This is a genomic window from Paraburkholderia sp. CNPSo 3076 (assembly GCF_026343935.1).
GTDB classification, from domain to species: domain Bacteria; phylum Pseudomonadota; class Gammaproteobacteria; order Burkholderiales; family Burkholderiaceae; genus Paraburkholderia; species Paraburkholderia nodosa.
This window is the reverse complement of the sequence record NZ_JAPMAL010000032.1, coordinates 84,239-108,933: the sequence shown is the minus strand read 5'-3', so window position 1 is coordinate 108,933 and position 24,695 is coordinate 84,239. Positions and strand designations below refer to the sequence as shown.

The following is a 24,695-nucleotide window of genomic DNA, read 5'->3' as shown; positions in this document are numbered from 1 at the left end:
GGATCTCGGCCCCGCATGCACGGGCACGATCGGTCTGGCGGCTTCGGCGAACCTGAATCCCGAGCGCAAGTTTCCGTCGCTGTTCGAGCCTGTGCACGGCTCGGCGCCCGACATCTTCGGCAAGCAGATCGCCAACCCCATCGCGATGATCTGGTCGGGCGCGATGATGCTGGACTTCCTCGGCAACGGCGACGCGCAATACAAGGCCGCGCACGACGCGATCATGCAGGCCATCGAGAAGGTGCTGGTGGAAGGCCCGCGCACACCCGACATGGGCGGCACGGCGAACACGACCGAGCTGGGCGAAGCGGTAGCCGCCGCGCTGTGACGCCGCCGTGACGCCTATGCCGGACGCACCGAAAGCGCCGAAATCCGTCGCGTCGCCGGAGCTCGACGACTTGCGCGTGTTCTGCATGGTCGCGCGCAAGGCGAGCTTCACCGCGGCGGCCGAAGCGCTTGCGGCGTCGCCGGCCTATGTCAGCAAGCGCGTGGGCGTGCTCGAGGCGCGCCTCGGCACGCGCCTGTTGCACCGCTCGACGCGGCGCGTCGCGATGACGGAGGCGGGCGAGCGCGTCTATGCCTCGGCGGGCAAGATCCTCGACGACGTGGAGCGGCTCGTGGACGACGTTTCCACCACGCGGCGCATTCCACGCGGCACGCTGCGCGTGTCGAGCAGCTTCGGCTTTGGCCGCAACTTCGTCGCGCCCGCGCTCGCCGGGCTTTCCGAGCGTTATCCGCAACTGAGCGTGCGCCTCGAACTGTTCGACCGGCTCGTCGATGTGGCGGGCGAAGGCTTCGATCTCGACGTGCGTATCGGCGACGAGATCGCCGGCCATCTGATCGCGCGGCGTCTCGCCACGAACTATCGCGTGCTCTGCGCCGCGCCCGCGTATCTCGCGCGGCGCGGCGCGCCACAGGAGGTCGCCGATCTCGCCGAACACGCGTGTCTCGCGATCAAGGAGCGCGATCATCCGTTCGGCGTATGGCGCCTGGACGCGCATGGCGAAACGGTTTCGGTGAAGGTGGCGGGGCCGCTCTCGACCAATCATGGCGAGGTGGCCGTGCAGTGGGCGCTGGCGGGACGCGGCATCGTGCTGCGCTCGATGTGGGATGTCGCGCCATTGCTGGAGAGCGGGCGCCTGCAGCGCGTGCTGCCCGGCGTGACGCAGCCGGCCAATGTCTGGGCCGTGTATCCCGCGCGCCTCGCGCAGTCCGCGAAAGTGCGCGTGTGCGTCAATCATCTGGAAGAAACGTTCGCGCGCATCGGCATTGCCGCGCCTGCGAACGAGGACGAGAGCGGGCGCTGACCGGGTTCGGCGGGTGCCTTACTCGCCTTCGGGGAGATCGAGCGCCTTGCGCTCGCGTCGTTCCTCGTTGCCGCGCCGCGCACGCTGGCGCTGGCGCGAAAGCACGGTGATGATCTGGCCGGTGGTGGCGTCGGCGGGGATTTCGTTGCGGATTACGTTCGCGACCATCGGCAGCCCCTTGCGCTGGCGGTGCAGCGCCAGCGCGATCGCCTGGCGGCACGCTGGCCCGTGGCAATCCCATTCGTCGCGCAGTTTTCCGCAGTAACGGCAGGTGTCCATGCGTTCCAGTTTACCCAAAATCGATTGACGGTTTAGGGGCGCGATCGGCGCGCGCCGCGCTTGTGCCACTCGTGCGCCGCCAGGCGCGGGCCGGCGGTATGATCGGCTGCGGACGTGGCGGGGCCGCGGTGGGATCGCAGTGGGATATCTTGTGGCGGGAGCGGCAGATGGCGGCGATCGGCGTAGTGCTGTTCGACATGGAAGGCGTGCTGTCCCACTACGATCGCGACGCGCGCGTGGCGAGCCTCGCGGCCGCCACTGGCGCGCCGCCCGCAACGGTGCGTCACGCGATCTGGGGCTCGGGTCTCGAAGCGCGCGCCGACGCGGGCGAGCTCGATCCCGACGCTTATCTGCGCGCACTCGGCTCGATGCTCGGATGCGAGGTGGGCCGCGATATGTGGCTGGCTGCGCGGCGCGCGTCGATCACGCCGAACGTGGCGGCCCTCGCGCTGGCGCAGCGCGTGGCCGCGCGATGCCGCATCGCCGTGCTGACCAACAACTGCTCGCTCGTCACGCATCACCTCGACTATCTGAATCCGCCCGTGGCGCGGCTTTTCGGTTCGCAGGTCTACGCGTCCGCGACGTTCGGCGCGGTCAAGCCGGCCGCGCAGACCTACCTTGGCTGCGTTGCCCAGCTCGGCGCGCAGCCCCAGGAAACGCTCTTCATCGACGACAGCGAAGCGAACGTCACGGGCGCGCTCGATGCGGGGTTGCAGGCGTGCCACTTCGTCGAAGCCGATGCGCTCGCGAGCGACCTGGCGCGGCTCGGGCTGATCGACGGTTGATGGCCGTGCCGCACGCGGCCATGGCGTGAATGAATGAACGGATGGATGGCTGGCGAACGTACGGGAGCTTGCGATGAAAATGCAATGGAACTGGAAGCGGGTCGCGACACTCTGCCTGTGCGCGTTCGCGTCGCTCGCCGCGGCTCAACAACCGGGCGCGCCGCTCGTCTACGTGACGGACTTCGAACTCGACGCGGCCAACGTCAAGCAGGATTCGAATCCTGTGGAGAGTGCGCGCGAGCACATGGGCGGCTTGCTGCCACGACCGCTGTTGCGCCACCGCGACCCGCAGCAGCAGGCCGATCAGGTCGTCACGAAAATGGCCGATGCGCTGGTCAACGACCTGCGCGAGAAAGGCCTCGATGCGCGCCGCCTGCCCAGCGGCACGCCGCTACCCGCGCAGGGCTGGCTGGTGCGCGGCGTATTCCTGAGCGTGGACGAAGGCAACAGCATGCGGCGCGCGGTGGTGGGTTTCCGCTCGGGCGCGAGCCAGATCGAGCTGGCGGTGGCCGTTGACAACCTCGCCACCCAGGCGCCGCAGCCGCTTTATCAGGTGATCGACAGTCAGTCGAGCCACGCGAAGCCGGGCGCCGGCGCGGCCATCGCGCTCAATCCGTATGTGGCGGCAGCCAAATTCGTGCTTGCGCGCGCCGACGACCGCAAGAACGTGGACCGCGCGGCGGCCGAAGTGGCCGACTCGGTCGCGGCGCGCGTGAAAGCGGCGCCGCAATGACGCGCCGGGCGCCTTAGCCGCGCGGCGGAATGTTGAGCCCGCGTGCGACCGCAGGCCGCGCGACGAAGGCTTCGAGCACGCGCGCGACGTTTTTGAAATCGGCGTAACCCACGAGGTCACCGGCCTCGTAGAAGCCAACAAGGTTGCGCACCCAACCAAACGTGGCGATGTCGGCGATGGTGTATTCGTCGCCCATGATCCACTTGCGCCCTTCGAGGCGCTGGTCGAGCACGGCGAGCAGGCGCCGCGACTCGGCGACGTAGCGGTCGCGCGGACGCTTGTCCTCGTACTCCTTGCCCGCGAACTTGTGGAAGAAGCCCACCTGGCCGAACATCGGTCCAATGCCGCCCATCTGGAACATGACCCACTGGATCGTCTCGTAGCGCGCCGCGCCTTCACGGGCGAGGAAGCGGCCGCACTTGTCGGCGAGATAGATGAGGATCGCGCCCGATTCGAACAGCGCGAGCGGCTCGCCGCCTGGGCCGTTCGGATCGAGGATCGCGGGAATCTTGTTGTTGGGGTTCAGCGAGAGGAATTCCGGCGACATCTGGTCGTTCGCGTCGAAGCGCACCAGATGCGGCTCATACGGCAGGCCGCTTTCCTCCAGCATGATCGAGACCTTGACGCCATTGGGCGTGGGCAGCGAATAGAGCTGGATGCGCTCGGGGTGAAGCGCTGGCCACTTGTGGGTGACGGGAAATGCGGAAAGGTCGTTCATGCGGGGTCCTTGAAGTCCTTCAACGGCGGGGCGCGGGCAGTGCCTGGCGCGCCGCGGTCTGATCGAGAGGCGGGAGTGGAGTCAGGCCGCCAAGTTTAGTGGAAATGGCGCGCGCCGTCTTTTCGCCGCGAGGCGCGGATTACACGCTGCTACACGCTACCTTCGCGCTCGACCACGAGAATGCGCGCCTCGCCGCGCGGGTGCGCGACATGCTCGCAGCCCACGCCCGCGAAGAACACGTCGCCGGCTTCGAGCACCGCGACCTGCTCCGCACCGTCTTCGCGGTAATGCATGTCGACCACGCCGTCGAGCACGGCGAACACTTCCTCGCCGTCGTTGACGTGCCATTTGTATGGCTGGTCGGTCCAGTGCAGGCGCACGGTGGTGCCGTTCATGCTGGCGATGTCGAGCGCGCCCCAGGGGCGGCCGGCGGTGAAGGTTTTCGAACGGATGACTTTCATGGCTGTACGGGCATGGGCGTGATCGTGCGGCACCGCGGGACGGTGCTCAGGGATTGGCAGGCATGGATTGCGCAAGGCTCATCAGATTGAGCGGCGCGACGCGAATCAGGCCGCCGCGCGGGCTGTCGATATCGGCGATGAGCGTGAGCGAAAGCGTCACCGTAATGGGCAGGACGAGCAGCAGCACGCGCCGGCCGACCTGGCCTTGCGCGCCATAGCCCTGCATCAGGTTGCTGAAGATGGCAATCACGATCATCAGCGTCCAGGCGGCGACGGGAATGCGGTTGATCCACGCGGCTTGGGTGTAGCCCTGGGTGTTGATGACGTCGTTCATGCCGGCGACCACGAGCGCCATCACCGGATTCGGTTGCGCCTTCGCGGGATCGCGCACACTCGCCCAGAGCTGCGTCTGGAGCTCGCCGGTGTCGCGGTTGATCTGATCGAGTGCGCCGGGCTCGTGCACGACGTAGAAGTGGATGCGCGCCTGAAGGTAGCGCGCAAGCAGCGCCTGGGTCTGGGCCGCCGCCTCGCCGCCAAGAAGCTCGGCGCGCAGATACTCCGTGCCGATCGCGTTGGCTTCCTCTTCCTCCAGGTTCTTGCGCTGGTCGTAGCGGCCCACGGCCATCGAGAGCGTGAAGCCGATCAGGAGCGCGAGCAGCGTGAGCGTCGCGCCCTGCACGATCTTGTAGTTCTCACGCGCCTCCTCGGCGAGCGGAAAGTATTTATGCAGCACGTTTGCGCCGAGCGCGGCGGCAAGCGGCAGCGCCACGATCAGCACGATGAATAGAAGCGAGGGGCGCTGGAGGATGAGCGGCGTCATGGAGTCTCCGCGAAAAGCGTGAGAGGGACGAAGGCGCTGCAATGCAAATCGGCGTCGCCCGCGCGAGACGGGGCGACGCCGATTCTACGACAGATCCGCGCGGCGGCGCGGGGCGCTGCCAGCGCTTCAGCGCGCCGCGCGTTGCGGCCACATCGTACGGCCCCAGAACGTCAGCGAGCGGTCCCACGCGAGCTGTGCCCAGACCGGGTCGTACTGCGTGATGGGGATGCGGGTCGGGCCCACGGCGGTCTCGTTCGCAAACGCGTGGTGGGCAAGATAGCGATGGAATTCGACGTCGACTTGGGCGCCCTTGAGCTTCGTTTCGAGCTCTGCCACGGTTTCGATGCTGAAGGCCTGGTCCTGGGTCGCGAAGTGGCCGAGGATGGGCGCGGTAATCTTGCTCGCGTCGATGTATTCGAGCGGCGGGAAGCCGTACCACACCACGGCGCTCGAAAGGCCCGGCACCATGGTGGCCGCGAGCAGCGTGAGCGCGCCGCCCATGCAGTAGCCCGTCACGCCCACGCGGTCCGTGAGCGTCTTCAGATAGTTGACGGCGCCGAATACATCCTGCGAGGCCGCGTCCGCGAAGTCGAGGCCCGTCATCAGATGGTGGGCCTCTTCCTGTTCGACCGTGCTCTTGCCGCGATAGAGGTCGGGCACGAGCGCGAGGTAGCCCGCTTGCGCGAGCCGGTCGGCCACGCCGCGGATCTGGTCGTTCAAGCCCCACCACTCCTGGATCACGACGATGGCGGGCGCGCCTTCGGTCTTTTCCGGTTTGGCGAGATAGCCCTGGAGCGACTGGCCGTCAGGGCGGGTGAAGGAAATCATGGATCCGGCGGACTGTTTCATTTGGGGCAACCCTCGATGAGTCGGTTGAACGGAAGCCGTAGCATAGCGCTTGCGTACGGGATTTGCGTGTCTGCGCCTGATCTGCTCATTCGCCGATCAGATGCAGCACGATATCGCGCGTGTGCGCCGCGCGGCGATGTTCGAACACATAGATGCCCTGCCACGTGCCCAGCACGGGAGTGCCGTGCTCGACCGGGATGCAGAGCTGCGTGTGCGTGAGCGCCGTGCGCAAATGCGCGGGCATGTCGTCGGGGCCTTCGGTGTCGTGCTCGTAGCGCTGCGGATCTTCGGGCGCGAGCTGCTCGAAGTAACGTTCGAGATCGCGGCGCACCGAAGGATCGGCGTTTTCCTGGATGACGAGCGACGCCGACGTGTGGCGGCAAAAGAGGGTGAGCAGGCCGGTGGCGATGCGCTGTTCGCGCACGAACGCGCGCACCTCATGGCTGATTTCGACGAGCCCGCGCGTGCGCGTGCTCACCGGCAGATGATGGATGGCCTGGCGCATGATCGGTCTCCTTGCGGGCGGCTGCGCGCGGCTGCTGAGCCGTCGCGGCGATGCCAGCCTTCAAGCATAGCGCAGGCGCGCTGGGCGCGCAGACCGCCCCGCGGCCTGCGCACGATGCTGGTACGATGTCGGCCTTGCCGGGGCTTGCCTCGGCCGACCGCATACGAAGGAGAAAACCGCTTGAACCTCACCCGCTTCGCGAAAGCCCGCCACGCCACCAAGGCGTTCGATCCCGCCCGCAAGATTCCCGCGGCCGTCATCGACGAACTCAAGGAGCTGATCCGCTTCAGCCCTTCCTCGGTGAACTCGCAGCCCTGGCATTTCGTGCTGGCCGAAAGCGACGCCGCGCGTGCGCGTATCGCCAGGGGCATGGAAGGTTTCGCGTACAACGAACCGAAGGTCACGCGCGCCTCGCACGTGGTGGTGCTGTGCGTGCGCACCGAGATGGACGAAGCGCACCTCGCCGAAGTGCTCGCGCAGGAAGAAGCGGACGGCCGTTTCGCCAACGCCGAGGCGAAGGCGGTTCAGGAAAAGACGCGCTCGTTCTATGTGAACCTGCATCGCGAGCGCAACGACCTGCCGGCGTGGTTGGAGAAGCAGGCGTATCTCGCGCTCGGCGCGCTGCTGATCGGCGCGTCGACGCTCGAAATCGACGCCTGCCCGATGGAAGGCTTCGACGCCAAGGCGCTCGACGAGGAACTGGGCCTGCGCGAGCAGGGCCTCACCGCGCTCGTGGTGGTCGGTCTCGGCTACCGCAGCGCCGATGACTTCAACGCGAAACTGCCGAAGTCGCGCTTGTCCGCGGCTTCGGTATTCACCGATCTCGGTTGATTCGCGCAGGTTTTCGCCGCGCTCGCAGCAAGCGCGGCGATTGACACGGCACGAAGCCACGCGGGAACCGCATCAGGAGCATTCGTTCATGCAGGGTATCAAACGCCGGATCGTGTACGTCACGCTGTTCGAAGGCATCGCGATCCTGATTACCGGCACGAGCTTCGCCTCGCTCTCGGGCAGCGGCATGGACCGCGCGGGCGCGGCGGCGGTGTTTTCATCGCTGATCGCTGTGGGCTGGAATTTCGTCTACAACATGCTGTTCGAGCGCTGGGAAGCGCGCCAGACGAAACGCGGCCGCAGTGTCGCGCGCCGCATTGCGCATGCGGTCGGCTTCGAGGGCGGGCTGGTGGTGTTCCTCGTGCCGATGATCGCGCTCACGCTGCAAGTGACGTTGATCGAGGCGTTCGCGATGGATATCGGCCTCTCGGTGTTCTTTCTCGTCTACAACTACGTCTACAACCTGATCTTCGACGCCGTGTTCGGCCTGCCGGCCTCCGCCATGCCGGTGACGGGCGCTTCGGAAACGCGGCCGCGCGCGTAGCGCGGGTTCTCTCGATCAGGGGCTCGCAGCGGCGCCTTGCGTCCCGCTCGCTTCCACGTTCGCGGGACTGCTCGCGCTCGCGCCCGCCGCCGCGGCGTCGGAAGCCGGCGTCACCGCACGCGCCGGATGCTGCGCATCGTGCAGTTGCCCGGACCAGCCGCCGCCGAGATCACCGATCAACGAAGCCGTATCAAGCAGCCGCTGCTGATGCACGTTGAGCGCGCTCTGCTGATTGGTCACCTGCGTGGCCAGCGCCGTGGCGACCGTCGTGTAGTCCACGGTGCCCGCCTCATATTCGTTTTGCGCGATCTGCGCGCCACGGATGGCGTCGCGCACGGCGTCGTCGAGCACGTCGGCCTGCTGCGCGAGGATGCGCAGCCCCGAGAGATCGTTCTCCACCCCCTGGAACGCCGTCAGCACGGTGCCGCGATAGTTCGCCACCGCCGCGTCGTAGCTCGCGCGCGCGGCCGCCACCTGGCCGCTGCGCAGGCCGCCGTCGAAGATCGTCTGGGTCGCGCTCGCGCCGAGCGACCACACATAGTTGCTCATGTGCAGCAGGCCCGAAAGCGGCGACTGCGTGAAGCCGTCGAGCGCGGTGAGCGAGATCGACGGATAGTACGCGGCCACCGCCACGCCGATCGCCGCATTGGCCGACGCCATCTGCCGTTCGGCGGTCGCAATGTCGGGCCGCCGCTGCAGCAGCGTGGAGGGCACGCCGGCGGGAATCGCGGGCATCGCGGGAAGCTGCGTGCTGTGCGGGATATCGACTTCTTCTGGGTTGCGGCCCACTAGCACCGCAATGGCGTGCTCGTTTTGCGCGCGCGCCACGCCCAGGGCGATCAGGCTTGCGCGCGCCGATTCGAGCTGCGTGCGCGCGGATATCAGGTCGGACGGCGGCACCGTGCCCGCCTGGTCCTGGTTGGCCACCACGCGCAGGAAGTCCGTGTAGGCCTGCACGGTATGCGTGAGCAGGTCGATATCGGCATCGGTGATGCGCAGATCGATCACGGCGTTCGCCAACGCGATTTGTTCGGATAGCGTAGCGTTCGCCAGCGTCGCCTCGCTCGCCTGCGCCGTGGCCGACTGTTCCTCGATCTGGCGGCGCACCTGGCCCCAGAGGTCGATGTCCCAGCTCGCGTTCGCTTCGAGCGTGCCGCCGTTGACGATGCGCGCGCCGCTCGGCGTCGACGTGATGCTGCTCACGCTGCTGAGCGTGCCGGTGGAGGAGCGCTCGCGCGCGAGCGAGCCGGTAATGCCGACGGTCGGGAAGAGGCTCGCACGCGCGACGCGCACTTCGGCGAGCGCTTGCTGGTAATTCGCGTAGCTCTGCCGCACGGTCTGGTTCGAGACCTCGACGAGCGGTTCCAGTTCATCGAGCAGCGGGTCCTGGAAGACGGTCCACCATTCGCCCTTGGGTCCCTGGGCGGCTTCGGGCTCGGCCTGGGTCCAGCCGGGCAGTTCTTTCCACGTGGCGGGCGCGGCGACCTGCGGGCGGTGGTAGTCCGGCCCGACCATGCAGCCCGCGAGCAGCAGCGCGGCGGTGAGGGGCGCGAGCGGCAGCGCACGCGCGGCGGCGCTTGCGGCGGCGGAGATCAGCATTCGCATGAGCGATGGATTAAGGCGAGTCTTCATCATGATGCGCTCTCATCGGCCTCGCGACTCCACGGCAGGCGCGCGGCCCAGCGCGCGAGGCGTGCGCGCAGGCGGTCGAGGAACAGGTAAATCACCGGCGTGGTGTACAGGGTAAAGACCTGGCTCAGGAGCAGGCCGCCCATCACCGTCACGCCGAGCGGCTGGCGCAGCGAAGCGCCCTGGCCAATGCCGATGGCGAGCGGCAGCGCGCCGAGCACGGCCGCGAAGGTCGTCATCATGATCGGGCGCAGGCGCACCACGGCGGCTTCGTGAATCGCGCGGCGCGCCTCGACGCCCTCGTTGCGCTGCAACTGGATGGCGACGTCGACCATCATGATGCCGTTCTTCTTCACGATACCAATGAGCAGAATGATGCCGATCATCGCGATCACCGAGAACGGCGTGCCGAAGATCAGCATGGCGAGAATCGCGCCGATGCCGGCCGAAGGCAGCGTGGAGAGAATCGTGAGCGGGTGGATGGTGTTCTCGTACAGCACGCCCAGCACGATATAGACCACGGCGAGCGCGGCGAGAATGAGCAGCGGCACGACGCCCATGGACTGCGCGTAGGCCTGCGCCGCGCCCGCGAACGCGCCGTGGATGGAGGCGGGCATGCCGATGTCGCGCTCGGCCTGCTCGATGATCGTGCCGGCCTCGGAAAGCGAGCCGCCCTTGGGCAGATTGAACGAAATCGTGCCCGCCACTTCCGTGCCCTGGTGATTGACCTGGGTGGCCGTATGGCGAGTCTTCCAGTCCATGAGCGCCATGAGCGGCACCATGGTTTCGGCGGCCGTGCTGTCCGCGCTGCCGCTGGAGCTGCCGCCCTTGCTGTTGGCGATCGCGTTGTTCTGCTGATTGGCCACCGCGTTGGCGTTGCGCTCGTTGGTGGTGCCGCTCGCTGCGGTGGTCGTGGTCACGGCCGTGAAGGGCGTGACGCCGGAGATGACGCTCGACGGCATCTGCGTTTGCGCGGCGCCGCTCGCGTTGCCGGCCGCCGTGCTCAGCCAGATGTCCTGGAACGACTGCGGAAACTGCCAGTATTGCGGCGCTACTTCCATCACGACGAAGTACTGGTTGATCGCGTTGTAGATGGTCGAAACGGTACGCTGGCCGAAGGCGTCGTAGAGCACGTTGTCCACCTGGTTCGGGTCGAACCCGTAGCGCTTGGCGGTCGTGCGCTGCACCGTCATGTAGGCCTCCAGACCGTTTTGCTGCAGGTCCGAGTTCACATCCGACATCTGGCCGCGGTGCTTGTTCAGCTCGTCCACGAGGCGCGGCACCCAGGTGAAGAGGGCGTCGGCGTCGTCGCTCGTGAGCGTGTACTGATACTCGGCCGCCGACTGCCGGCCGCCGATCTGCAGGTCCTGCTGAGCCTGCATGAAAAGCCGTGCGCCCGAAACGGCATTGAGCTTGGGACGCAGGCGGTTCACGACCTCGGTGGCCGTAAGACGGCGCTCGTTGAGCGGCTTCAGTTCGACGAAGACTGTGGCCGAATTGAGCGCGCGCCCGCCCGTGAAGCCCGCCACCGATTGCACCGCCGGGTCGGCCTTCACGATGGCCTGTAACTGCGCGAGCTTCTTCTCCATCGCCGTGAACGAAATGCTCTGGTCCGCGATGATCTGGCCGATCAGAATGCCGGTGTCCTGCTCGGGGAAGAACGTGCCGGAAAGCAGCCGCGCGAGAAACACATTGCCGACCAGCAGCGCGAACAGGATGAAGATCGTGAGCCGCGCGTGATTGAGTGCGACGTCGAGCGTGCGCGAGTAGAACTGCTTGAAGCGCTCGAACTGCGCGTCGAGCCACACGGCCGCGCGCGAGGGCTTGCGGTGCAGCGTCTCGCGCTTCAGCACGTAGGCGCACATGGTGGGCGTGACAGTGAGCGAGATCACGAGCGAGATGAGGATCGCGATGGAGAGCGTCATCGCGAACTCGTGAAAGAGCAGGCCCACAATGCCGGGCATGAGCAGAATGGGCAGGAACACGGCGATGAGCGACAGGCTCATGGAAAGCACCGTGAATCCCACTTCGCCCGCGCCCTTGAGCGCCGCTTCCTTCGGCTCCATGCCGGCCTCGATGTGGCGCACGATGTTCTCCAGCACCACCACGGCGTCGTCCACCACGAAGCCCGTGCCGATGGTGAGCGCCATGAGCGAGAGATTGTCGATGCTGTAGCCGAGCAGGTACATGGGTCCGAACGTGCCCACGATGGAAAGCGGCAGCGCCACGGCGGGGATCAGCGTGGCGCGCGGCGATAGCAGGAACACGAACACCACGCCGATCACGAGCAGCACCGCGATGAAGAGCGTGCGCTCGGTGTCGGCCACGGAGGCGCGCACGGACTCGGAGCGGTCGATCGCCACGTCCACCTTGATCGTGGCGGGCAGCGCGGCCTCGATGGAGGGCAGGCGCGCGCGGATCTGCTGCACCGTCTTCACGACATTGCTGCCGGGCATCGGGTAGACGATCACGAGCACGGACGACTTGCCGTTGTAGAGACCCGCGTTGCGGATGTTTTCGTTGGAGTCGATGACGGAAGCCACGTCGCGCAGGAACACGGGCGAGCCGTTGCGATAGGCGATCACCACGTCGCGAAACGGCGCGGCCTTGCTGATCTGGTCATTCGACGTCACCGTGTAGCGCTGGTTGCCCTGGTCGATATGGCCTTTCGCGCTGTTCGCGTTGGCCGCGCCAATGGACGCGCGCACGTCTTCGAGGCCGATGCCGTAGCTGTTCAGCTTGCCCGGCTCCAGCTCCACACGCACCGAGGGCAGCGCGCCGCCGCCCAGCGTGATCTGGCCCACGCCGTCCACCTGCGAGAGCTGTTGCTGGATGACCGAATCGGCGGAATCGTAGAGCTGCGCCTTGGTGAGCGTGTCCGAGGTGAGCGCGAGCACCATGATCGGCGCGCTCGCGGGGTTGTACTGGCGGTAGGTCGGGTTGCTGCGCAGCGTGGTGGGCAGATCGGCGCGCGCGGCCTGGATAGCCGCTTCCACGTCGCGCGCCGCGCCGTTGATGTCGCGGTTCAGGCCGAACACCACCACGATGAGCGCCGAACCCGTGTTGCTGATCGAGGTGAGCTGGCTGACATCCGCGATGGTGCCGAGGTGGCGCTCCAGCGGCTCGGCTACGGTGGACGCCATGATGTCCGGGCTCGCGCCCGCCATGTTGGCCTGCACCACGATCACCGGGTAGGCGATGTTGGGCAGCGGCGCGACCGGCAGCCGGAAAAAGGCGAGCGTCCCCGAAATGAGGATCGCGATCGCAAGGAGTGACGTCGCGACCGGCCGCCGGATGAAGAGCGCCGAGAGGTTCACGGCGTGCCCTCGGGCGCGGGTGGCGCGCCGTTGCCGGAACCGCCGGCCGCATCGCCGCCCGCATGGCTTTCAGGCTTGCGCTTGCGGCCGAAGCGTTCGGCCAGCCGATCGAAGAGCAGATAGATCACGGGCGTCGTGAAGAGCGTGAGCATCTGTGAAAGCGTGAGCCCGCCGATGATCGCAAGACCCAGCGGACGGCGCAGCTCCGAGCCCGTGCCGCTGCCGAGCAGCATGGGCAGCGCGCCGAGCATGGCCGCGAGCGTGGTCATGAGAATAGGCCGGAAGCGCAGCAGCGACGCTTCGAAGATCGCGTCGCGCGGCGGCTTGCCCTGCACGCGTTCGGCTTCGAGCGCGAAGTCCACCATCATGATGGCGTTCTTCTTGACGATGCCGATCAGCAGCACGATACCGATAATGCCGATCACGTCGAGGTCCTTGCCCGCGATCATCAGCGCGAGCAGCGCGCCAATGCCGGCCGAAGGCAGCGTCGAAAGAATCGTGACCGGGTGCACGTAGCTCTCGTACAGCACGCCCAGCACGATATACACGGCCACGAGCGCGGCGATCAGCAGATACACCTCGCTCGCAAGCGAATCCTCGAACGCCTGCGCCGCGCCCTGGAACGACGAGGTGATCGAGGGCGGCAGGTTCACGGCGGCCTCCGCCTTGCGCACGTCGCGCACGGCGGCGGAGAGCGACGCGCCATCGGCGAGATTGAACGAGATCGTGACCGAAGGGAACTGCGCGAGGTGGCTGATCATGAGCGGCGAGCGCGTAATGCTGATCTTCGCAATGCCCTTGAGCGGCACCTGGCCTTCGCTGCTCGTCTGGCTCGGCAGATAAAGGTCGCCAAGCGATTCGACCGTGGGCAGCGCCTCGGGCTTCGCCACCAGAATCACGCGGTACTGGTCCGACTGCTGGAAGATGGTCGAAACGATGCGCTGGCCCAGCGCATCGTAGAGCGCGTTGTCGATGGTCGCCGCCGTGATGCCATAGCGCGCCGCAAGCTGGCGGTTCACTTCGACGTTGACGGAAAGGCCATCCGTGTTGAGGTCGCTCGTCACGTCGCGGATCGACGAGATCTGCTTCATGCGCGCGATGAGCGCGGGCACGTACTGGTCGAACGCGTCCTGCCCAGGCCCGCGCAGCACGAAGTTGTACTGGTTGCGCGAGACCGTGGTGTCGAGCGTGAGGTCCTGCTCGGGCTGGATGTAAAGGCGCACGCCCGCCACCTTCGCGACCGACTGCTGAATGCGCCGCCCGATTTCGTCGGCGGTTTCCGAGCGGTCGTCGTGCGGTTTCAGGTTGATGAGGAAGCGCCCGTTGTTGAGGGTGTTGTTGATGCCGTCGATGCCCACGTACGAGGTGAGCGAAACGACATCGGGGTCCTTGAGAATTTCCTCGGCCAGTGCGGACTGGCGCCGCACCATCGCCTGGTAGGAGATGGAGTTGTCGGCCACGCTGATGCCTTGCAGCACGCCCACGTCCTGTACCGGGAACAGGCCCTTCGGAATCACGACGTACAGCAGCCCGGTGAGCACTACCGTCACCACGAACACGACGAGCGTGAGCGTCTGGTGGTCGAGCACCCAGCGCAGGCCGCGCTCGTAGGCGTTGAGCGTCTTGTTGAAAAGCCCTTCGCTGATGCGCTCGAAACGGCTGGGGTGGCGCTCCGCCTGGGCGCGCAGGATGCGCGCGCACATCATCGGCACGACGGTGAGCGAGACCACGGCCGACAGCACGATGGTCACTGCGAGCGTGACGGCGAATTCGCTGAAGAGGCGGCCGATCACGCCGCCCATGAAGAGTAGCGGAATCAGCACGGCGATGAGCGAGATCGTCAGCGAAAGAATCGTGAAACCGATCTGGCCTGCGCCTTTTAACGCCGCCTGCAAGGGTTTGTCGCCTTCCTCGAGGTAGCGCACGATGTTTTCGATCATCACGATCGAGTCGTCCACCACGAAGCCCGTGGCGATGATGAGCGCCATCAGCGAGAGGTTGTCGATCGAGTAGCCCAGCTCGTACATGACCGCGAGCGTGCCGATCAGCGAGACCGGCACCGAGATGCTCGGAATGACGGTCGCGGGCAGATTGCGCAGGAACACGAAGATCACGGCCACCACGAGCGCCACGGCGAGCACGAGTTCGAAGGCCGCGTCGCTCACCGAAGCGCGGATCACGCCCACGCTGTTCGACACCACGGTGACCTGCATGCCCGCGGGCAGCGCCGCTTCGAGTTGCGGCAACTCCCGCATGATCTGGTTGACGGTGGCGATCACGTTCGCACCCGGCTGACGCTGCACGTTCAGCACGATGGCGGGCGCCTTGTTGTACCAGGCGCCGCGCTCCACGTCCTGCGCGGCCGTGGACACGCGCGCCACGTCGCGCATGAACACGGGCGAGCCGTTCTGATAGGCAATGACCGTGTCTTCGTAGTCCCTCGGGTCCGAGATCTGGTCGTTCGAATTGATCGTGTAGTTCAGCTCGGGGCCATCGAAGTTGCCCTTCGGGTTGCTCACGTTGACGTTGGCGAGCAGCGTGCGCAGGTCGTCGAGATTCAGGCCGTAGGCGGCGAGCTTCTGCGGGTCGGCCTCCACGCGCACGGCGGGCACGTTGCCGCCCGCCGTGGTGACGAGGCCCACGCCCGGCACTTCGGAAATCTTCGTGGCGAGACGGTTGTTGGCCGCGTCCTGCAGTTGCGTGAGCGACATCGACTTCGACGTGACCGCGAGCGTGAGGATAGGCTGGTCGGCCGGGTTCACCTTGGCATAGGTCGGCGGCGCGGGCAGGCCGCTTGGCAGGAAGCTGTTGGCCGCGTTGATGGCCTGCTGGACGTTCTGCTCGGCCACGTCGAGGCTCAGCGAGAGGTCGAACTGCAGCGTGATGACCGAGGCGCCCTCGGAGCTGTACGAGATCATCTGCTGCAGGCCCGGGATTTCGCCCAGTTGCACCTCGAGCGGCGCCGTGACGGTGGTCGCCATCACGTTCGGGCTCGCGCCCGGATAGAAGGTCTGCACCTGGATGGTGGGATAGTCCACCGCGGGCAGCGAGGAAACCGGCAGGAACTTCATCGCGACGAGGCCGATCAGCACCATCGCGATCATCAGGAGCGAAGTCGCGACCGGCCGCAGGATGAAGAGACGCGAAATATTCATCGGCGCTGGGTCCGGGGCTTAACCCGCTTGCGAGGCCGCGGCGCTCGCGTCGGAGGCGTTCGGCGCCGTGGCGCCGGGTTCGCTGGCCGCGCCCGGGGCGCTGCCATGATGCGGCGCACTGGCCGCGCCCGCGTGCGTGGCGGGCCTCGGCCCCGCGGGCTGGATCTTCGCGCCGTCGTTGAGGCGGTCGAGGCCGTCGGTCACGACCTGCTGACCCTGCTGCAAGCCCGCGGAGATCACCGTGTAGCGGCCATCGCTCGGGCCGAGCGTGACCTTGTGGACCGACACGGTGTTGTCGGCGTTCACGAGGTAGACGTAGTCGCCGGGCGCGCCGGTCTGCACGGCGGGCGTCGGCACGAGCACGGCGTTCTGCAGCGTGTCGACCAACAGCCGCACGTTGACGAACTCGTTGGGAAAGAGCGCCTCGCTGTCGTTGGGCACGCTCGCGCGCAGTGTGACCGTGCCGGTGGCCGTGGCCATCTGGTTGCTGAGCGCGAACAGCGTGCCGTTGGCGATCTGGCGGGTGTTGTCGCTGCTGAAGACGGTGATCGGCAGTTTCGCGCCAGCATTGACGCGCTCGAGCACGCTGCCGAGCGAGGTTTGCGGTATGGCGAACTGCACGGTGGTGGGCTTCATAGTCGTGATGACGGCAATGCCCGTGGAGCTGGACGAAGTCACGTAGTTGCCCGGGTCGACGAGCCGCAGGCCCACGCGCCCCGAGACCGGCGCCGTGATGCGGCAATAGATCAGATCGAGCTCGAACAGCCTGACGTTCGCCTTGTCGGCCTGCACCGCGGCTTCATACTGCTTGACGAGGAACTGCTGGTCGCTGTAGGTCTGCGCGGCGATCGACTGCTTTGCGTTCAACTGCGTGTAGCGCGCGAGGTCGGCGCGCGCCTGCGCCAGCAGGGCCTGGTCCTTGGCGAGCTGCGCGAGCGCCTGCTCCTTGCTGATCTCGTACTGGCGCGGGTCGATCTGCGCGAGGAACTGCCCCTTCACGACATCCTGGCCTTCCTTGTAGCCCACCTCGGTGAGGTAGCCGCTGATTTGCGGCAGAACCGTGACAGTGGCGACAGGCGTGACGGTGCCGAGCGCGTTGAGCGTCACGGGCATGGGTCCGAGCGTGGCGGCGGCCACGGTCACGACCTGCGGCGCCGCGCCGTGCTCCGTCTTCTTGTTGCGCATGATGTGCACGATCACGAGCACGCTCAGCAGGATCACGACAATGGCGAGAATGAGCGGACCGAGCCGGCGGCGCTTCGGCGCCTGCGGGGGCGGTGCGGGCGGCGGCGGTGGAGGTGGCGGCGCGGGTTGCGTCTGAGGGACGTCGCTCATGCCTGCCTCCAGGAGGTCGGACCACCGCGCGAGGCGGTGCGGAGAAACGAAGTCGGCGCGCTCAACGGCTTGGCCGCCGCGAATTGCTGCCGGTGACTGTCGAGTTGCTGCATACGCATTCTCATGATTGTTATGCCGTCGAAGCCGTGCCTCACCGTGCGGCGAAGGCCGAGACTCGCAGTCTAACCAACTCGTGCGCCAATTTCGAAACGTTAGTTATTTGTAAGGTTTTCGCGGGATTACAGCGGGCGGGCCGGATAAAAGTATGGGCATCGGCCGGGGTGTGCAATGCATCGCAGAAATGCTTGTTTGCGTGCGCGCCTCCGACTGTCTAGATTGGAAGGGATCAACGCCTTGCAAGGAGTCCGCAATGTCGAAGCTGTCGATGCTGTCCGTGTCGGCGTGGTTCGCGCGGCGCGGCCGGGCGAACCGGCCGCCGCCCACGCCGCAAGCCGATGAGCCCGAACTGCGCGACGCGTCGCGCGCAACCGAGCAGCTCGAACGAATCGCCACCTATGCACGGGCCGGTTACTTCAATATGGGCTATACGCCCGACATGTTTCCGCTAGTGGGCGATCTGCCGCCGCATTGAGCCGCGCCACGCGGCTACGCGCGCGTTACTGCGCCGCGCTTTCCTCCGCGAAACCCGCTGTGCCGCCAAGGGTGCCGGCGGGCCGGAACTCGCTGGGCGCAACGCCCAGTTCGCGGCGGAACATGTCGCTGAAGCTGCTGGGCAGAAAGCCCAGCCTGTGCGCCACGGCACTCACGGGCTCGCCTTCCGCGAGGCGCGACACCGCGAGTGCGAGTTGCACCTGGCGGCGCCATTTCGCAAACCCCATGCCAAGCTCGCGCGTGAAGAGCCGCGAGAGCGTGCGCACGCTCGCGCCCACCCATGCCGCGTGCTGTTCGAAGCCGATATCGGCCGAAGGGTTGTCGATCACCGCGCGGCACAGCGTGGCGAGGCGGCGGTCGGACGCATCGGGCAGCGGAATGCGCAGCGTGGAGCGCGGCGCGTGGGCGAGTTCGATCGATGCGAGGCGATGGGCCGCGTCTAGCCAGGCGTCATCTTCGCGAGTGCGTTCCGCGAGGCGCGTGATGAGTTCGCGCAGCAGGCCGTTGATCTCGAACACTTCGCACCGCTCGCTCAGGTGCCGGCTGTCGCATTCGTGCAGATAGAGGTTGCGCATCTCGACGGCGCTCAGCATGTGGATGGCGTGCTGCGTGCCGGGAGGCAGCCATACGGCGCGCTGCGGCGGCACGACGAGCGCTTCGCGCTCCACCTCGACCCACATCACCCCGGAGACGGCGTAGAGCACCTGCGCCCACGTATGCGTGTGCGGCTCGATCTGGAGGCCGCGCGGGTAGTGGCGTGCGAGCGAGCGGCCGCGTCCGGGCTCGTCGTCGAGTTCGGGTGGCGCGGCTTGTGGCATGGGCGGGGCTCCGGGTGAATTGCGGTGTGGCGAGTGCTCCGCGACATTATCCGCTCTGACTGGTCGTGGCCGCTTTTCTTCTGGCACCCGATTCGACGACGCACCCTTCATCAACCCGATAGATACGATCTGCCATTTCCAGCAACGCTTCACGATGTGTGATCGCGACGATCGTCGGAACGCGACGGCGGACCTGTTCCAGCACACGCGCCTCGCGGGACGGATCCTGTGAAGAGGTTGGCTCGTCGAGGACGATGACTGAAGTGCGGCGCGCAAGCGCGCGACCCAGCGCGACACGTTGCCTTTCGCCGCCGGAAAGCGCTCTGCCCTGTACGCCGAGGATGACGTCGAGTACGTTACCGCCCGACTCGCCGGCTAGTCCTTGCAGTTCCAGCGCGCAGACCAGCGCCAGCAATTGCTCGTCGGGCGGCGGGTCAGCGCAGCCGAAAGCGAGATTTTCACGGAGCGTTCCGCTGATGATCAGCGGATTTTGCGGAACGACCGCGACAATCCGCGATATCGAAGCCGGAGAGAGTGTAGAAACGTCCACGCCATTCAACTCGACTCGCCCGCGTTCGGGGCGCAAGAGGCCGAGCATCAGATTGACGAGTGTCGACTTGCCATGTCCAGATGGCCCGATCAGGACGGTTACCTCGCCTCGATTCGCGATAAGGTTGGCTCCGCGAAAAATAGTTCGCTTTCCGAATGAAATATTGACATCCGAAAGGGCATAAACGGGGTTTGCGTCGAGCGCAATTGCGACCTCGACGCCACCCGGCTCGGGTGGCAGTGCAAGAATGCCGAGGCCTTCGTGCAAGGCAAGCTGATTTCTGCGCAAATCGGAAAGCGAAGCGGCGAGGCCGGTGAATGGCGCGGTCAGCGCCACGACATAACCGGTAATCATTACAAAATCGCCGATTCGGAAAACGCCGCTCGTGACCGATGTCGCCGCGACGATCGTGAAGATTGTCAGCACGAGCCCGGTGAAAAACGCTTGCGCTGCAAGCAGCAGCGCAAGCCGTGCATTGCCGTGCGAAATTTGTGCGACATAACGGGCAAGGATGCGGTCGAGTCCGGCTTCTTCGCGCTCGTAGGCGTTGTTCAATTTGATGTCTAGCATAAAACCTAGCCGTTCCACGAGATGGCTGGAGAGAAGATTGGATGCATCGAAAATCTGGGCGTGCGCGCCTTTCGTTCTCGCAGCGAGCCGCCACGTCGCCACGAACAGTGCACCGATTGCGCCGACGAACGCGGCTGCAAATGCGAGGTTGGTCACGCGCCAAAGAATCGATGCCGTGACAACGAGCTGGAAGAGCGCAGGCACGATTACCCAGAAGAGGGTCAATGTGATTGCACTGAAAGCGGTGCGGCTCCTGGCGATGACCGATACCATCGCGCCAGGATCGATCGTCGCGAGCCGGGCGTATTCGACGCGAATAAGATGCGCATAGTAGGCTTTCTGAAACGCGGCGTCGGATCGGGCAAGCGTGGCGGACGAGAATATTGTTTTGACCCACTCCGAGACGCGTGCTGCGGTCCAGCATAGGCCATAGACGCCAGCGAGCGTGACGGCGGCTCCCCCGAAGCCAGGGGCTCGCTCGACCGAGAGCGCGTTTGTGCTTTCTCGCAATAGCCACGGCACTGCGCTTTCGAGAGCGACGACGGCGATCATCACCAGCGTTGCCGCAGCAAAGCGAGCGGGAAGTGCCTTGTCGTGGTTAACGGCAATCCGGTACGCGGCGATGTATTCGCGTACCAACTCCAACGGAAACGACATGCGGGCCCCTCGGGAATTGCGAGTGATGTGGGTTTGCGACTACGATGAAAATGTCGACATGTCATGCAGGCACGGGCTAAGTTATGTGCACGTGTGTAGACAGCTATGACCTGTGCCCGGCTCCTTGCAGGAATATCTCAGTTGCATAGATACGCGTGATCTCGCAAAGACCATCTGGGAATCCCAGCGCTGCGCGTTTGATGAGTCTTTCCAACGACTGCCGATGCACCAGAGATTTAGCAACGCAGAATCCATCGAGACAAGTCTCGCGGACGTGGTCGTAGTGAACATGAAGCCCTTGGAGGGCGGAGTGCGTCGTGTCCCCCTTGTCGGTTCGCCAGAGATTCGGCAGCTTTGATGTCGCGTAGGCCGAACGCCGAATGGTCAACCGATTATGGTAGCCCGTGAAGAGATCCTCGAGGGGCGTCCGTAATGCAAGCTCAATGATCGGCTGTGAGAGAAACGGCAGAATCGGCCTGCGTGCGGTCGGACGGACTTGAACGACCGTTTCGTCGAGCGTCGCTCCGAGGGCGGCGATCTGGTACCGCCGGCCTGGGCGCAAGCGCAACTGCCCTTGTGCCAGTACATCGTCATACACGCCGTGCGGCGCCGGCAACGGATAGGCTTGCACGACATCAAGCGAGGCATGTTGCCCAAGTGCGCCGCGGAAATATTGCGTCGTCGCACGCATTGATCGTTCGATGGCAGTCCAGATCGGGACTCGATACGTGATGGCGAGATCACGCACGACCGCGGCTGCTCGCAGAAGCCGGAAGCTGGCGGCCGCGTCCAGGGCGACGCCAAAGGGTGGTGGCGCGAGGAACAAGGCATCGCCTCCGTGCCCGTTTACAAGTGTCCCGTCTGCTCGCGCATGGCCGGCGTTAGCAAGACTGCTGGACTGCGCAAGGAAGCACAGTTGTGTTGAAGGGCGCGCAACAAACGGGATGATTGAAACTGGCGCAAACGGTAACTGCGCGAGCAAGGGAAAGGTCTTGTATCGCAACTTGCAGTGGCTGGCCACGCTTCGAGCGACGGATATTTCATTCGACGATGATCGACGCGGATCGAAATGTGTGACGGCGATAATTCGCGTGGAAAGGCCTGCACGATGCAAGGCAACGGCAAGCGCCGTTGACTCTATGCCACCGGACAACTCGAGTATTGCCTCTGGCACGGACTCGAGTAGAGAACTGACGACAGTGGTGAGCACGGCTATGGGGTCATCGTTCATCCGAGGACGAGTTGGCTTGGCTGGCGACCAGAGTCTCGAGAATTGGAGATTGCCGCCTTTGAACGTGAGCAGAGTGCCCGGCGGAAGCAGGGAGATACCCTTCCAGCCCGTCTCGTGCGCTTCGCCATAGCCGTACGTTAGATAGCCGTGGAGCCAGGAGATATTCGGTTGCGCGACGTCCCGCTCGCCGGGCGTCAAATCCGCGGCGTCGGATGCCAGATTGAGTTCGCCATTTGCGCCGGTTGAGTAATAGACGGGGAACTGGCCGCAGGGATCAGAGAAACCCAGAAAGCGGTCTCTTTGCCGATCGTAGACGACGATGGCATAGGTGCCCCAATATCGCTCAGGCACTCTTTCGCCGTCATGCAGCAATGTTGTCACCAGGTCCGTTTCACGGGCAGGCGACCCCTGTGACAGTGAGAAGATTTGACCGGCGATGCACCACGAGGCTGCTGCGCTCTCGCCGAACCTTACTGGGGAATCGACGCTTCCCTGGCGGGCAATGCGAAAGCTGGCGACGCGATCTGCACCGGAGGTCCATGTGCGCGCAGTCGGGGCATCGCCGCACGCGTGCCGGCGATCGCGTGCGTAGAGGGTGGCGTTGATCATTGGCGGCCTAGGTCATTTCATGGATTACGGCGAGTTGACGTCGACGCGCGGGGTCGTCGCCCACGACGCGACCATCCAGTTCGGCCCAGGCATGCGCAAAGAAAGGCCTGTTTTGAATACCGATTACCAGCTTCATGTCCAGTCCATAGCGGTAGCCCGCGATAATCAGCGTGCACGCCCATTCCAGACATTTGGTTTTTACGGGATAAAGAAAGCAGGTGAGGTTGAGTGACGCTGCGAGATCATTTTCATTTCGTATTATTCGCTTGTTTTTTCGCTGAATGCGCTCCGATTCAATGAGCTGAAGGAGACCGGATAATCGGTGATTTCTTGAGGTTTCGTGGACTTTGTGGAGAGTGGTAAATAATATCGCCGATTCAATAATGTTGAGGCGATTCCGCACCTGTCCTGGCGATAATTTCCAGCAGTTGACGGGAACGCCTGAAAGCTGGGGTGGCGCGCAAGTCTGGGCGTCGTAGCGGCAGGCGGAAATCGCCAGATGTTTTGCGATGAATGTCCTGGATTGATCGGGCGGCAGCACTATATAGCGGTCGTGCGCAATATCGAGCCCGATGAGTTGATCATCGAACCAGACGAAGTTCATATTTTGCGGCGGTATTTTCATGACATAGCCGCCTCATTTTCATGAGGCGGAAGACGGCCGTAAGTTAAGTGCCTTATTCGACGTATACCCATGAAATGCCTTCAAGCATAGCCCCGCCAGGGGTGCCCATCGTGCTGTCCGTGGCATTCGCCGATTCAACATCGGAAATTTCAAGAATTTCCATCAGATCGGTATCGTAATTCATCAGTGCTTCTCCTTGGCTGGCAGCGGAATTGCTGCATAACAAGCCTAGTAGTCAAATTTTTGTTATTCAATGTGGTGGTGCAAGAATGAATAAGATCTTATGATCTCGATTAAATGTAATTTCGATTTCTCTTATTTCTGATGCTTTTGGCATGGGCTTTGAAACAGATTCTCGATCGAGGAATTGACGTACCTCGATTGTTGATGGAGCAACTCAATCTCTGAAGAAGCGAAGATTATCGCGAGTGCGCACGTTGTCCGTAGCTTTTTGCGCACCTGCGGCAGGCGCGGGTAAGATAGGGCGACTTACCGCGCCACGCTGCCCGCTTCTTCTCCCATGAACGCCACCGATCCCGCACTACAAGACGAAGCCCCGCTTGGCCTCTACACCCGCGGCGCCGGCCAGGCGCGCGAATGGTGGCGCGTCACGCCTTCCGAACGCGCGCACATGTATCGCATCGAGCACGGCCAGGGCGAGGACGGTGAAGTCGACATCGACATCGACACCGAAATCGATCTCGACAATCTCGAAGCGAAACTGCTCAAGTGGCGTCGCGAGGGCTTCGTTTCCGAAGCGCAGCGCGCCGTTGAGGCGCGAGCCACACAAGCGGGCAGCACATTTTCGGCAGCGTTGCAGCGGGCCGTCGAAGCGGCGCGCGAGGCCAAAGCGGCTCGAGCCAGGCCGCAAACCCACACGCCCACCGTCCGCATCGGCCCTATAGACCTGCCGCGCGGCGAGCCAAACGCGCTGGTGCCGCGCGTGAATGCGGCCTACCTCTTCACCGAGCGCGGCAACGACATCGTTCAGGACATCGTAGAAAATCGCCGCGTCATGCTGATCGGCCATACGGGCTCGGGCAAGACGAGCTTCATCGAGCAGGTGGCGGCGCGCGCGGACTATGGCGTGCTGCGCGCGAACATGAACGGCCAGACCACCATAGGCGACTTCGTGGGATTTTGGACCGTGAAGGGCGGCGAGACGATCTGGGTGGACGGCGTGCTGCCCGTGGCGATGCGCGAGGGCCACTGGCTCGTCATCGACGAACTCGACTTTGCCGAGCCGTCCATTCTCGCGGTACTCACCGCCGTGCTGGAACCGAACGGCCGCCTGCTGCTCAAGGAGCGCGGCAACGAAATCGTCGAGCCGCATCCGTCGTTCCGCCTCTTCGCCACCGCGAACGCCGCGGGCGCGATGAGCGCGTACCGCCATCTGTACCAGGGCGCGAACCTGCTCAACGAGGCGTTTCTCGACCGCTGGCGCGTCTACGTGTTCGACTATCTCTCACTTGAAGAGGAAACCGAAGTATTGCTGCGCACGCTGCCGGTGCTCACGCGGCCGCTCGCGCACACGCTCGCTGCCATCGCCGCCGACTGCCGGGCCGCGTTCACCCGCGAGGATCTCGCGAGCGCATTCTCCACGCGGCGCTTGATCGACTGGGCCGAACTCATGCTGCGCACCGGCGATGTCGAACGCGCAGCGAGGCCGGCGATCTACGCGAAGGTGAGCGCGGACGACGCGGCGCTCATCCGCAGCGTCATCCGGCATCACGTGATCTTCGACGCGTGAGTGCG

23 protein-coding genes are annotated in these 24,695 nt (G+C 65.0%); 8 read left to right on the top strand and 15 right to left on the bottom strand.

Annotation, left to right across the window (positions count from 1 at the left end; translation table 11 throughout):
* Together M3A49_RS32055 and M3A49_RS32050 are read left to right on the top strand one after the other, a co-directional pair.
* Window positions 1-328: isocitrate/isopropylmalate family dehydrogenase (locus M3A49_RS32055; RefSeq protein ID WP_266232545.1), on the top strand; the 328-nt coding region annotated here is incomplete at its 5' end.
* A 16-nt stretch (window positions 329-344) separates the two neighbouring features.
* Window positions 345-1,307 carry a LysR substrate-binding domain-containing protein gene (locus M3A49_RS32050; RefSeq protein WP_266232544.1) on the top strand — a complete coding sequence of 321 codons (963 nt, stop codon included), beginning with the start codon at window positions 345-347 and terminating at the stop codon, window positions 1,305-1,307.
* 18 nt (window positions 1,308-1,325) lie between these two features.
* Here M3A49_RS32050 and M3A49_RS32045 read toward each other — a convergent pair whose 3' ends face one another.
* Window positions 1,326-1,586: a hypothetical protein gene (locus M3A49_RS32045; protein WP_266232553.1), complete on the bottom strand. Its 261-nt coding sequence runs from the start codon at window positions 1,584-1,586 to the stop codon at window positions 1,326-1,328.
* Between the two features lie 167 nt (window positions 1,587-1,753).
* On the opposite strand from M3A49_RS32045, the gene M3A49_RS32040 reads away from it, so the two are divergent.
* Both M3A49_RS32040 and M3A49_RS32035 read left to right on the top strand, forming a co-directional pair.
* Window positions 1,754-2,371, top strand: coding sequence for an HAD family hydrolase (locus M3A49_RS32040; protein WP_266232543.1), 618 nt, complete (start codon window positions 1,754-1,756; stop codon window positions 2,369-2,371).
* A gap of 73 nt (window positions 2,372-2,444) precedes the next feature.
* Window positions 2,445-3,104 carry a DUF4410 domain-containing protein gene (locus M3A49_RS32035; protein ID WP_266232542.1) on the top strand — a complete coding sequence of 220 codons (660 nt, stop codon included), beginning with the start codon at window positions 2,445-2,447 and terminating at the stop codon, window positions 3,102-3,104.
* Between the two features lie 13 nt (window positions 3,105-3,117).
* Here M3A49_RS32035 and M3A49_RS32030 read toward each other — a convergent pair whose 3' ends face one another.
* The 5 genes from M3A49_RS32030 to M3A49_RS32010 all read right to left on the bottom strand — a co-directional run bounded on the left by M3A49_RS32030 (window position 3,118) and on the right by M3A49_RS32010 (window position 6,457).
* A complete protein-coding gene (locus M3A49_RS32030) occupies window positions 3,118-3,822 on the bottom strand; it encodes a glutathione S-transferase N-terminal domain-containing protein (protein ID WP_254357788.1) in 705 nt (234 codons plus the stop codon).
* Between the two features lie 149 nt (window positions 3,823-3,971).
* Window positions 3,972-4,283 carry a cupin gene (locus M3A49_RS32025; protein WP_266232541.1) on the bottom strand — a complete coding sequence of 104 codons (312 nt, stop codon included), beginning with the start codon at window positions 4,281-4,283 and terminating at the stop codon, window positions 3,972-3,974.
* Window positions 4,284-4,329: 46 nt separating this feature from the next.
* A complete protein-coding gene (locus tag M3A49_RS32020) occupies window positions 4,330-5,103 on the bottom strand; it encodes a hypothetical protein (protein ID WP_266232540.1) in 774 nt (257 codons plus the stop codon).
* 126 nt (window positions 5,104-5,229) lie between these two features.
* Window positions 5,230-5,952 carry a dienelactone hydrolase family protein gene (locus M3A49_RS32015; RefSeq protein WP_266232539.1) on the bottom strand — a complete coding sequence of 241 codons (723 nt, stop codon included), beginning with the start codon at window positions 5,950-5,952 and terminating at the stop codon, window positions 5,230-5,232.
* 85 nt (window positions 5,953-6,037) lie between these two features.
* A complete protein-coding gene (locus M3A49_RS32010; protein WP_028205404.1) occupies window positions 6,038-6,457 on the bottom strand; it encodes a secondary thiamine-phosphate synthase enzyme YjbQ in 420 nt (139 codons plus the stop codon).
* A gap of 180 nt (window positions 6,458-6,637) precedes the next feature.
* Between M3A49_RS32010 and nfsB the strand changes: the two genes are divergently transcribed.
* Together nfsB and M3A49_RS32000 are read left to right on the top strand one after the other, a co-directional pair.
* Window positions 6,638-7,288 (top strand): oxygen-insensitive NAD(P)H nitroreductase, encoded by a 651-nt coding sequence (gene nfsB / locus M3A49_RS32005; protein ID WP_266232538.1) that lies wholly within the window; start codon window positions 6,638-6,640, stop codon window positions 7,286-7,288.
* Between the two features lie 88 nt (window positions 7,289-7,376).
* Window positions 7,377-7,832 (top strand): PACE efflux transporter, encoded by a 456-nt coding sequence (locus tag M3A49_RS32000; RefSeq protein ID WP_266232537.1) that lies wholly within the window; start codon window positions 7,377-7,379, stop codon window positions 7,830-7,832.
* 15 nt (window positions 7,833-7,847) lie between these two features.
* Here the strand turns inward: M3A49_RS32000 and M3A49_RS31995 are convergent, their stop codons facing one another.
* From M3A49_RS31995 to M3A49_RS31980, 4 genes are read right to left on the bottom strand one after another with little or no spacing between them, the layout of a single operon-like run.
* Window positions 7,848-9,431 (bottom strand): efflux transporter outer membrane subunit, encoded by a 1,584-nt coding sequence (locus tag M3A49_RS31995; protein ID WP_266232552.1) that lies wholly within the window; start codon window positions 9,429-9,431, stop codon window positions 7,848-7,850.
* 32 nt (window positions 9,432-9,463) lie between these two features.
* Window positions 9,464-12,778, bottom strand: a complete 3,315-nt coding sequence (locus M3A49_RS31990; RefSeq protein ID WP_266232536.1) for an efflux RND transporter permease subunit — start codon at window positions 12,776-12,778, stop codon at window positions 9,464-9,466.
* The gene (locus M3A49_RS31985) at window positions 12,775-15,933 is read right to left on the bottom strand and encodes an efflux RND transporter permease subunit (protein WP_266232535.1); all 3,159 of its coding nucleotides are present in this window, start codon (window positions 15,931-15,933) and stop codon (window positions 12,775-12,777) included. The genes M3A49_RS31990 and M3A49_RS31985 overlap by 4 nt, the downstream gene beginning before the upstream one ends.
* Before the next feature lie 18 nt (window positions 15,934-15,951).
* Window positions 15,952-17,268 carry an efflux RND transporter periplasmic adaptor subunit gene (locus tag M3A49_RS31980; protein ID WP_266232534.1) on the bottom strand — a complete coding sequence of 439 codons (1,317 nt, stop codon included), beginning with the start codon at window positions 17,266-17,268 and terminating at the stop codon, window positions 15,952-15,954.
* A gap of 370 nt (window positions 17,269-17,638) precedes the next feature.
* On the opposite strand from M3A49_RS31980, the gene M3A49_RS31975 reads away from it, so the two are divergent.
* Window positions 17,639-17,860, top strand: coding sequence for a hypothetical protein (locus tag M3A49_RS31975; RefSeq protein ID WP_266232533.1), 222 nt, complete (start codon window positions 17,639-17,641; stop codon window positions 17,858-17,860).
* Window positions 17,861-17,885: 25 nt separating this feature from the next.
* Here the strand turns inward: M3A49_RS31975 and M3A49_RS31970 are convergent, their stop codons facing one another.
* From M3A49_RS31970 to M3A49_RS31950, 5 genes are all read right to left on the bottom strand, one after another.
* On the bottom strand, window positions 17,886-18,698 hold the full coding sequence (locus tag M3A49_RS31970; RefSeq protein ID WP_266232532.1) for an AraC family transcriptional regulator: 813 nt from the start codon (window positions 18,696-18,698) through the stop codon (window positions 17,886-17,888).
* Window positions 18,699-18,744: 46 nt separating this feature from the next.
* Window positions 18,745-20,475 (bottom strand): ATP-binding cassette domain-containing protein, encoded by a 1,731-nt coding sequence (locus tag M3A49_RS31965; protein ID WP_266232531.1) that lies wholly within the window; start codon window positions 20,473-20,475, stop codon window positions 18,745-18,747.
* 103 nt (window positions 20,476-20,578) lie between these two features.
* Entirely contained in the window at window positions 20,579-22,315 is a 1,737-nt protein-coding gene (locus M3A49_RS31960) for an asparagine synthase-related protein (RefSeq protein ID WP_266232530.1), read from the bottom strand.
* A 7-nt stretch (window positions 22,316-22,322) separates the two neighbouring features.
* Complete coding sequence (locus M3A49_RS31955; protein ID WP_266232529.1) at window positions 22,323-22,940, bottom strand: lasso peptide biosynthesis B2 protein; 618 nt, start codon at window positions 22,938-22,940, stop codon at window positions 22,323-22,325.
* Between the two features lie 52 nt (window positions 22,941-22,992).
* Entirely contained in the window at window positions 22,993-23,124 is a 132-nt protein-coding gene (locus M3A49_RS31950; protein WP_266232528.1) for a hypothetical protein, read from the bottom strand.
* 336 nt (window positions 23,125-23,460) lie between these two features.
* Here M3A49_RS31950 and M3A49_RS31945 point away from each other — a divergent pair, with 336 nt between their 5' ends.
* Window positions 23,461-24,690 (top strand): AAA family ATPase, encoded by a 1,230-nt coding sequence (locus M3A49_RS31945; RefSeq protein ID WP_266232527.1) that lies wholly within the window; start codon window positions 23,461-23,463, stop codon window positions 24,688-24,690.
* Window positions 24,691-24,695: the final 5 nt, after the last annotated feature.

Excerpts from the sequence above, each read along its gene's own strand:
- M3A49_RS32035 (WP_266232542.1), top strand. The coding sequence starts at position 2,445 with ATGAAAATGCAATGGAACTGGAAGCGGGTCGCGACACTCTGCCTGTGC.
- M3A49_RS31955 (WP_266232529.1), bottom strand. The coding sequence starts at position 22,940 with ATGAAAATACCGCCGCAAAATATGAACTTCGTCTGGTTCGATGATCAA.
- M3A49_RS31945 (WP_266232527.1), top strand. The coding sequence starts at position 23,461 with ATGAACGCCACCGATCCCGCACTACAAGACGAAGCCCCGCTTGGCCTC.
- M3A49_RS31970 (WP_266232532.1), bottom strand. The coding sequence starts at position 18,698 with ATGCCACAAGCCGCGCCACCCGAACTCGACGACGAGCCCGGACGCGGC.
- M3A49_RS31950 (WP_266232528.1), bottom strand. The coding sequence starts at position 23,124 with ATGAATTACGATACCGATCTGATGGAAATTCTTGAAATTTCCGATGTT.
- M3A49_RS32050 (WP_266232544.1), top strand. The coding sequence starts at position 345 with ATGCCGGACGCACCGAAAGCGCCGAAATCCGTCGCGTCGCCGGAGCTC.
- M3A49_RS31985 (WP_266232535.1), bottom strand. The coding sequence starts at position 15,933 with ATGAATATTTCGCGTCTCTTCATCCTGCGGCCGGTCGCGACTTCGCTC.
- M3A49_RS31995 (WP_266232552.1), bottom strand. The coding sequence starts at position 9,431 with ATGCTGATCTCCGCCGCCGCAAGCGCCGCCGCGCGTGCGCTGCCGCTC.
- M3A49_RS31975 (WP_266232533.1), top strand. The coding sequence starts at position 17,639 with ATGTCGAAGCTGTCGATGCTGTCCGTGTCGGCGTGGTTCGCGCGGCGC.
- M3A49_RS32025 (WP_266232541.1), bottom strand. The coding sequence starts at position 4,283 with ATGAAAGTCATCCGTTCGAAAACCTTCACCGCCGGCCGCCCCTGGGGC.
- M3A49_RS32045 (WP_266232553.1), bottom strand. The coding sequence starts at position 1,586 with ATGGACACCTGCCGTTACTGCGGAAAACTGCGCGACGAATGGGATTGC.
- M3A49_RS32015 (WP_266232539.1), bottom strand. The coding sequence starts at position 5,952 with ATGAAACAGTCCGCCGGATCCATGATTTCCTTCACCCGCCCTGACGGC.
- M3A49_RS31960 (WP_266232530.1), bottom strand. The coding sequence starts at position 22,315 with ATGATCAACGCCACCCTCTACGCACGCGATCGCCGGCACGCGTGCGGC.
- M3A49_RS32010 (WP_028205404.1), bottom strand. The coding sequence starts at position 6,457 with ATGCGCCAGGCCATCCATCATCTGCCGGTGAGCACGCGCACGCGCGGG.
- M3A49_RS32020 (WP_266232540.1), bottom strand. The coding sequence starts at position 5,103 with ATGACGCCGCTCATCCTCCAGCGCCCCTCGCTTCTATTCATCGTGCTG.
- M3A49_RS31965 (WP_266232531.1), bottom strand. The coding sequence starts at position 20,475 with ATGTCGTTTCCGTTGGAGTTGGTACGCGAATACATCGCCGCGTACCGG.
- M3A49_RS32040 (WP_266232543.1), top strand. The coding sequence starts at position 1,754 with ATGGCGGCGATCGGCGTAGTGCTGTTCGACATGGAAGGCGTGCTGTCC.
- M3A49_RS32000 (WP_266232537.1), top strand. The coding sequence starts at position 7,377 with ATGCAGGGTATCAAACGCCGGATCGTGTACGTCACGCTGTTCGAAGGC.
- M3A49_RS31980 (WP_266232534.1), bottom strand. The coding sequence starts at position 17,268 with ATGAGCGACGTCCCTCAGACGCAACCCGCGCCGCCACCTCCACCGCCG.
- M3A49_RS32030 (WP_254357788.1), bottom strand. The coding sequence starts at position 3,822 with ATGAACGACCTTTCCGCATTTCCCGTCACCCACAAGTGGCCAGCGCTT.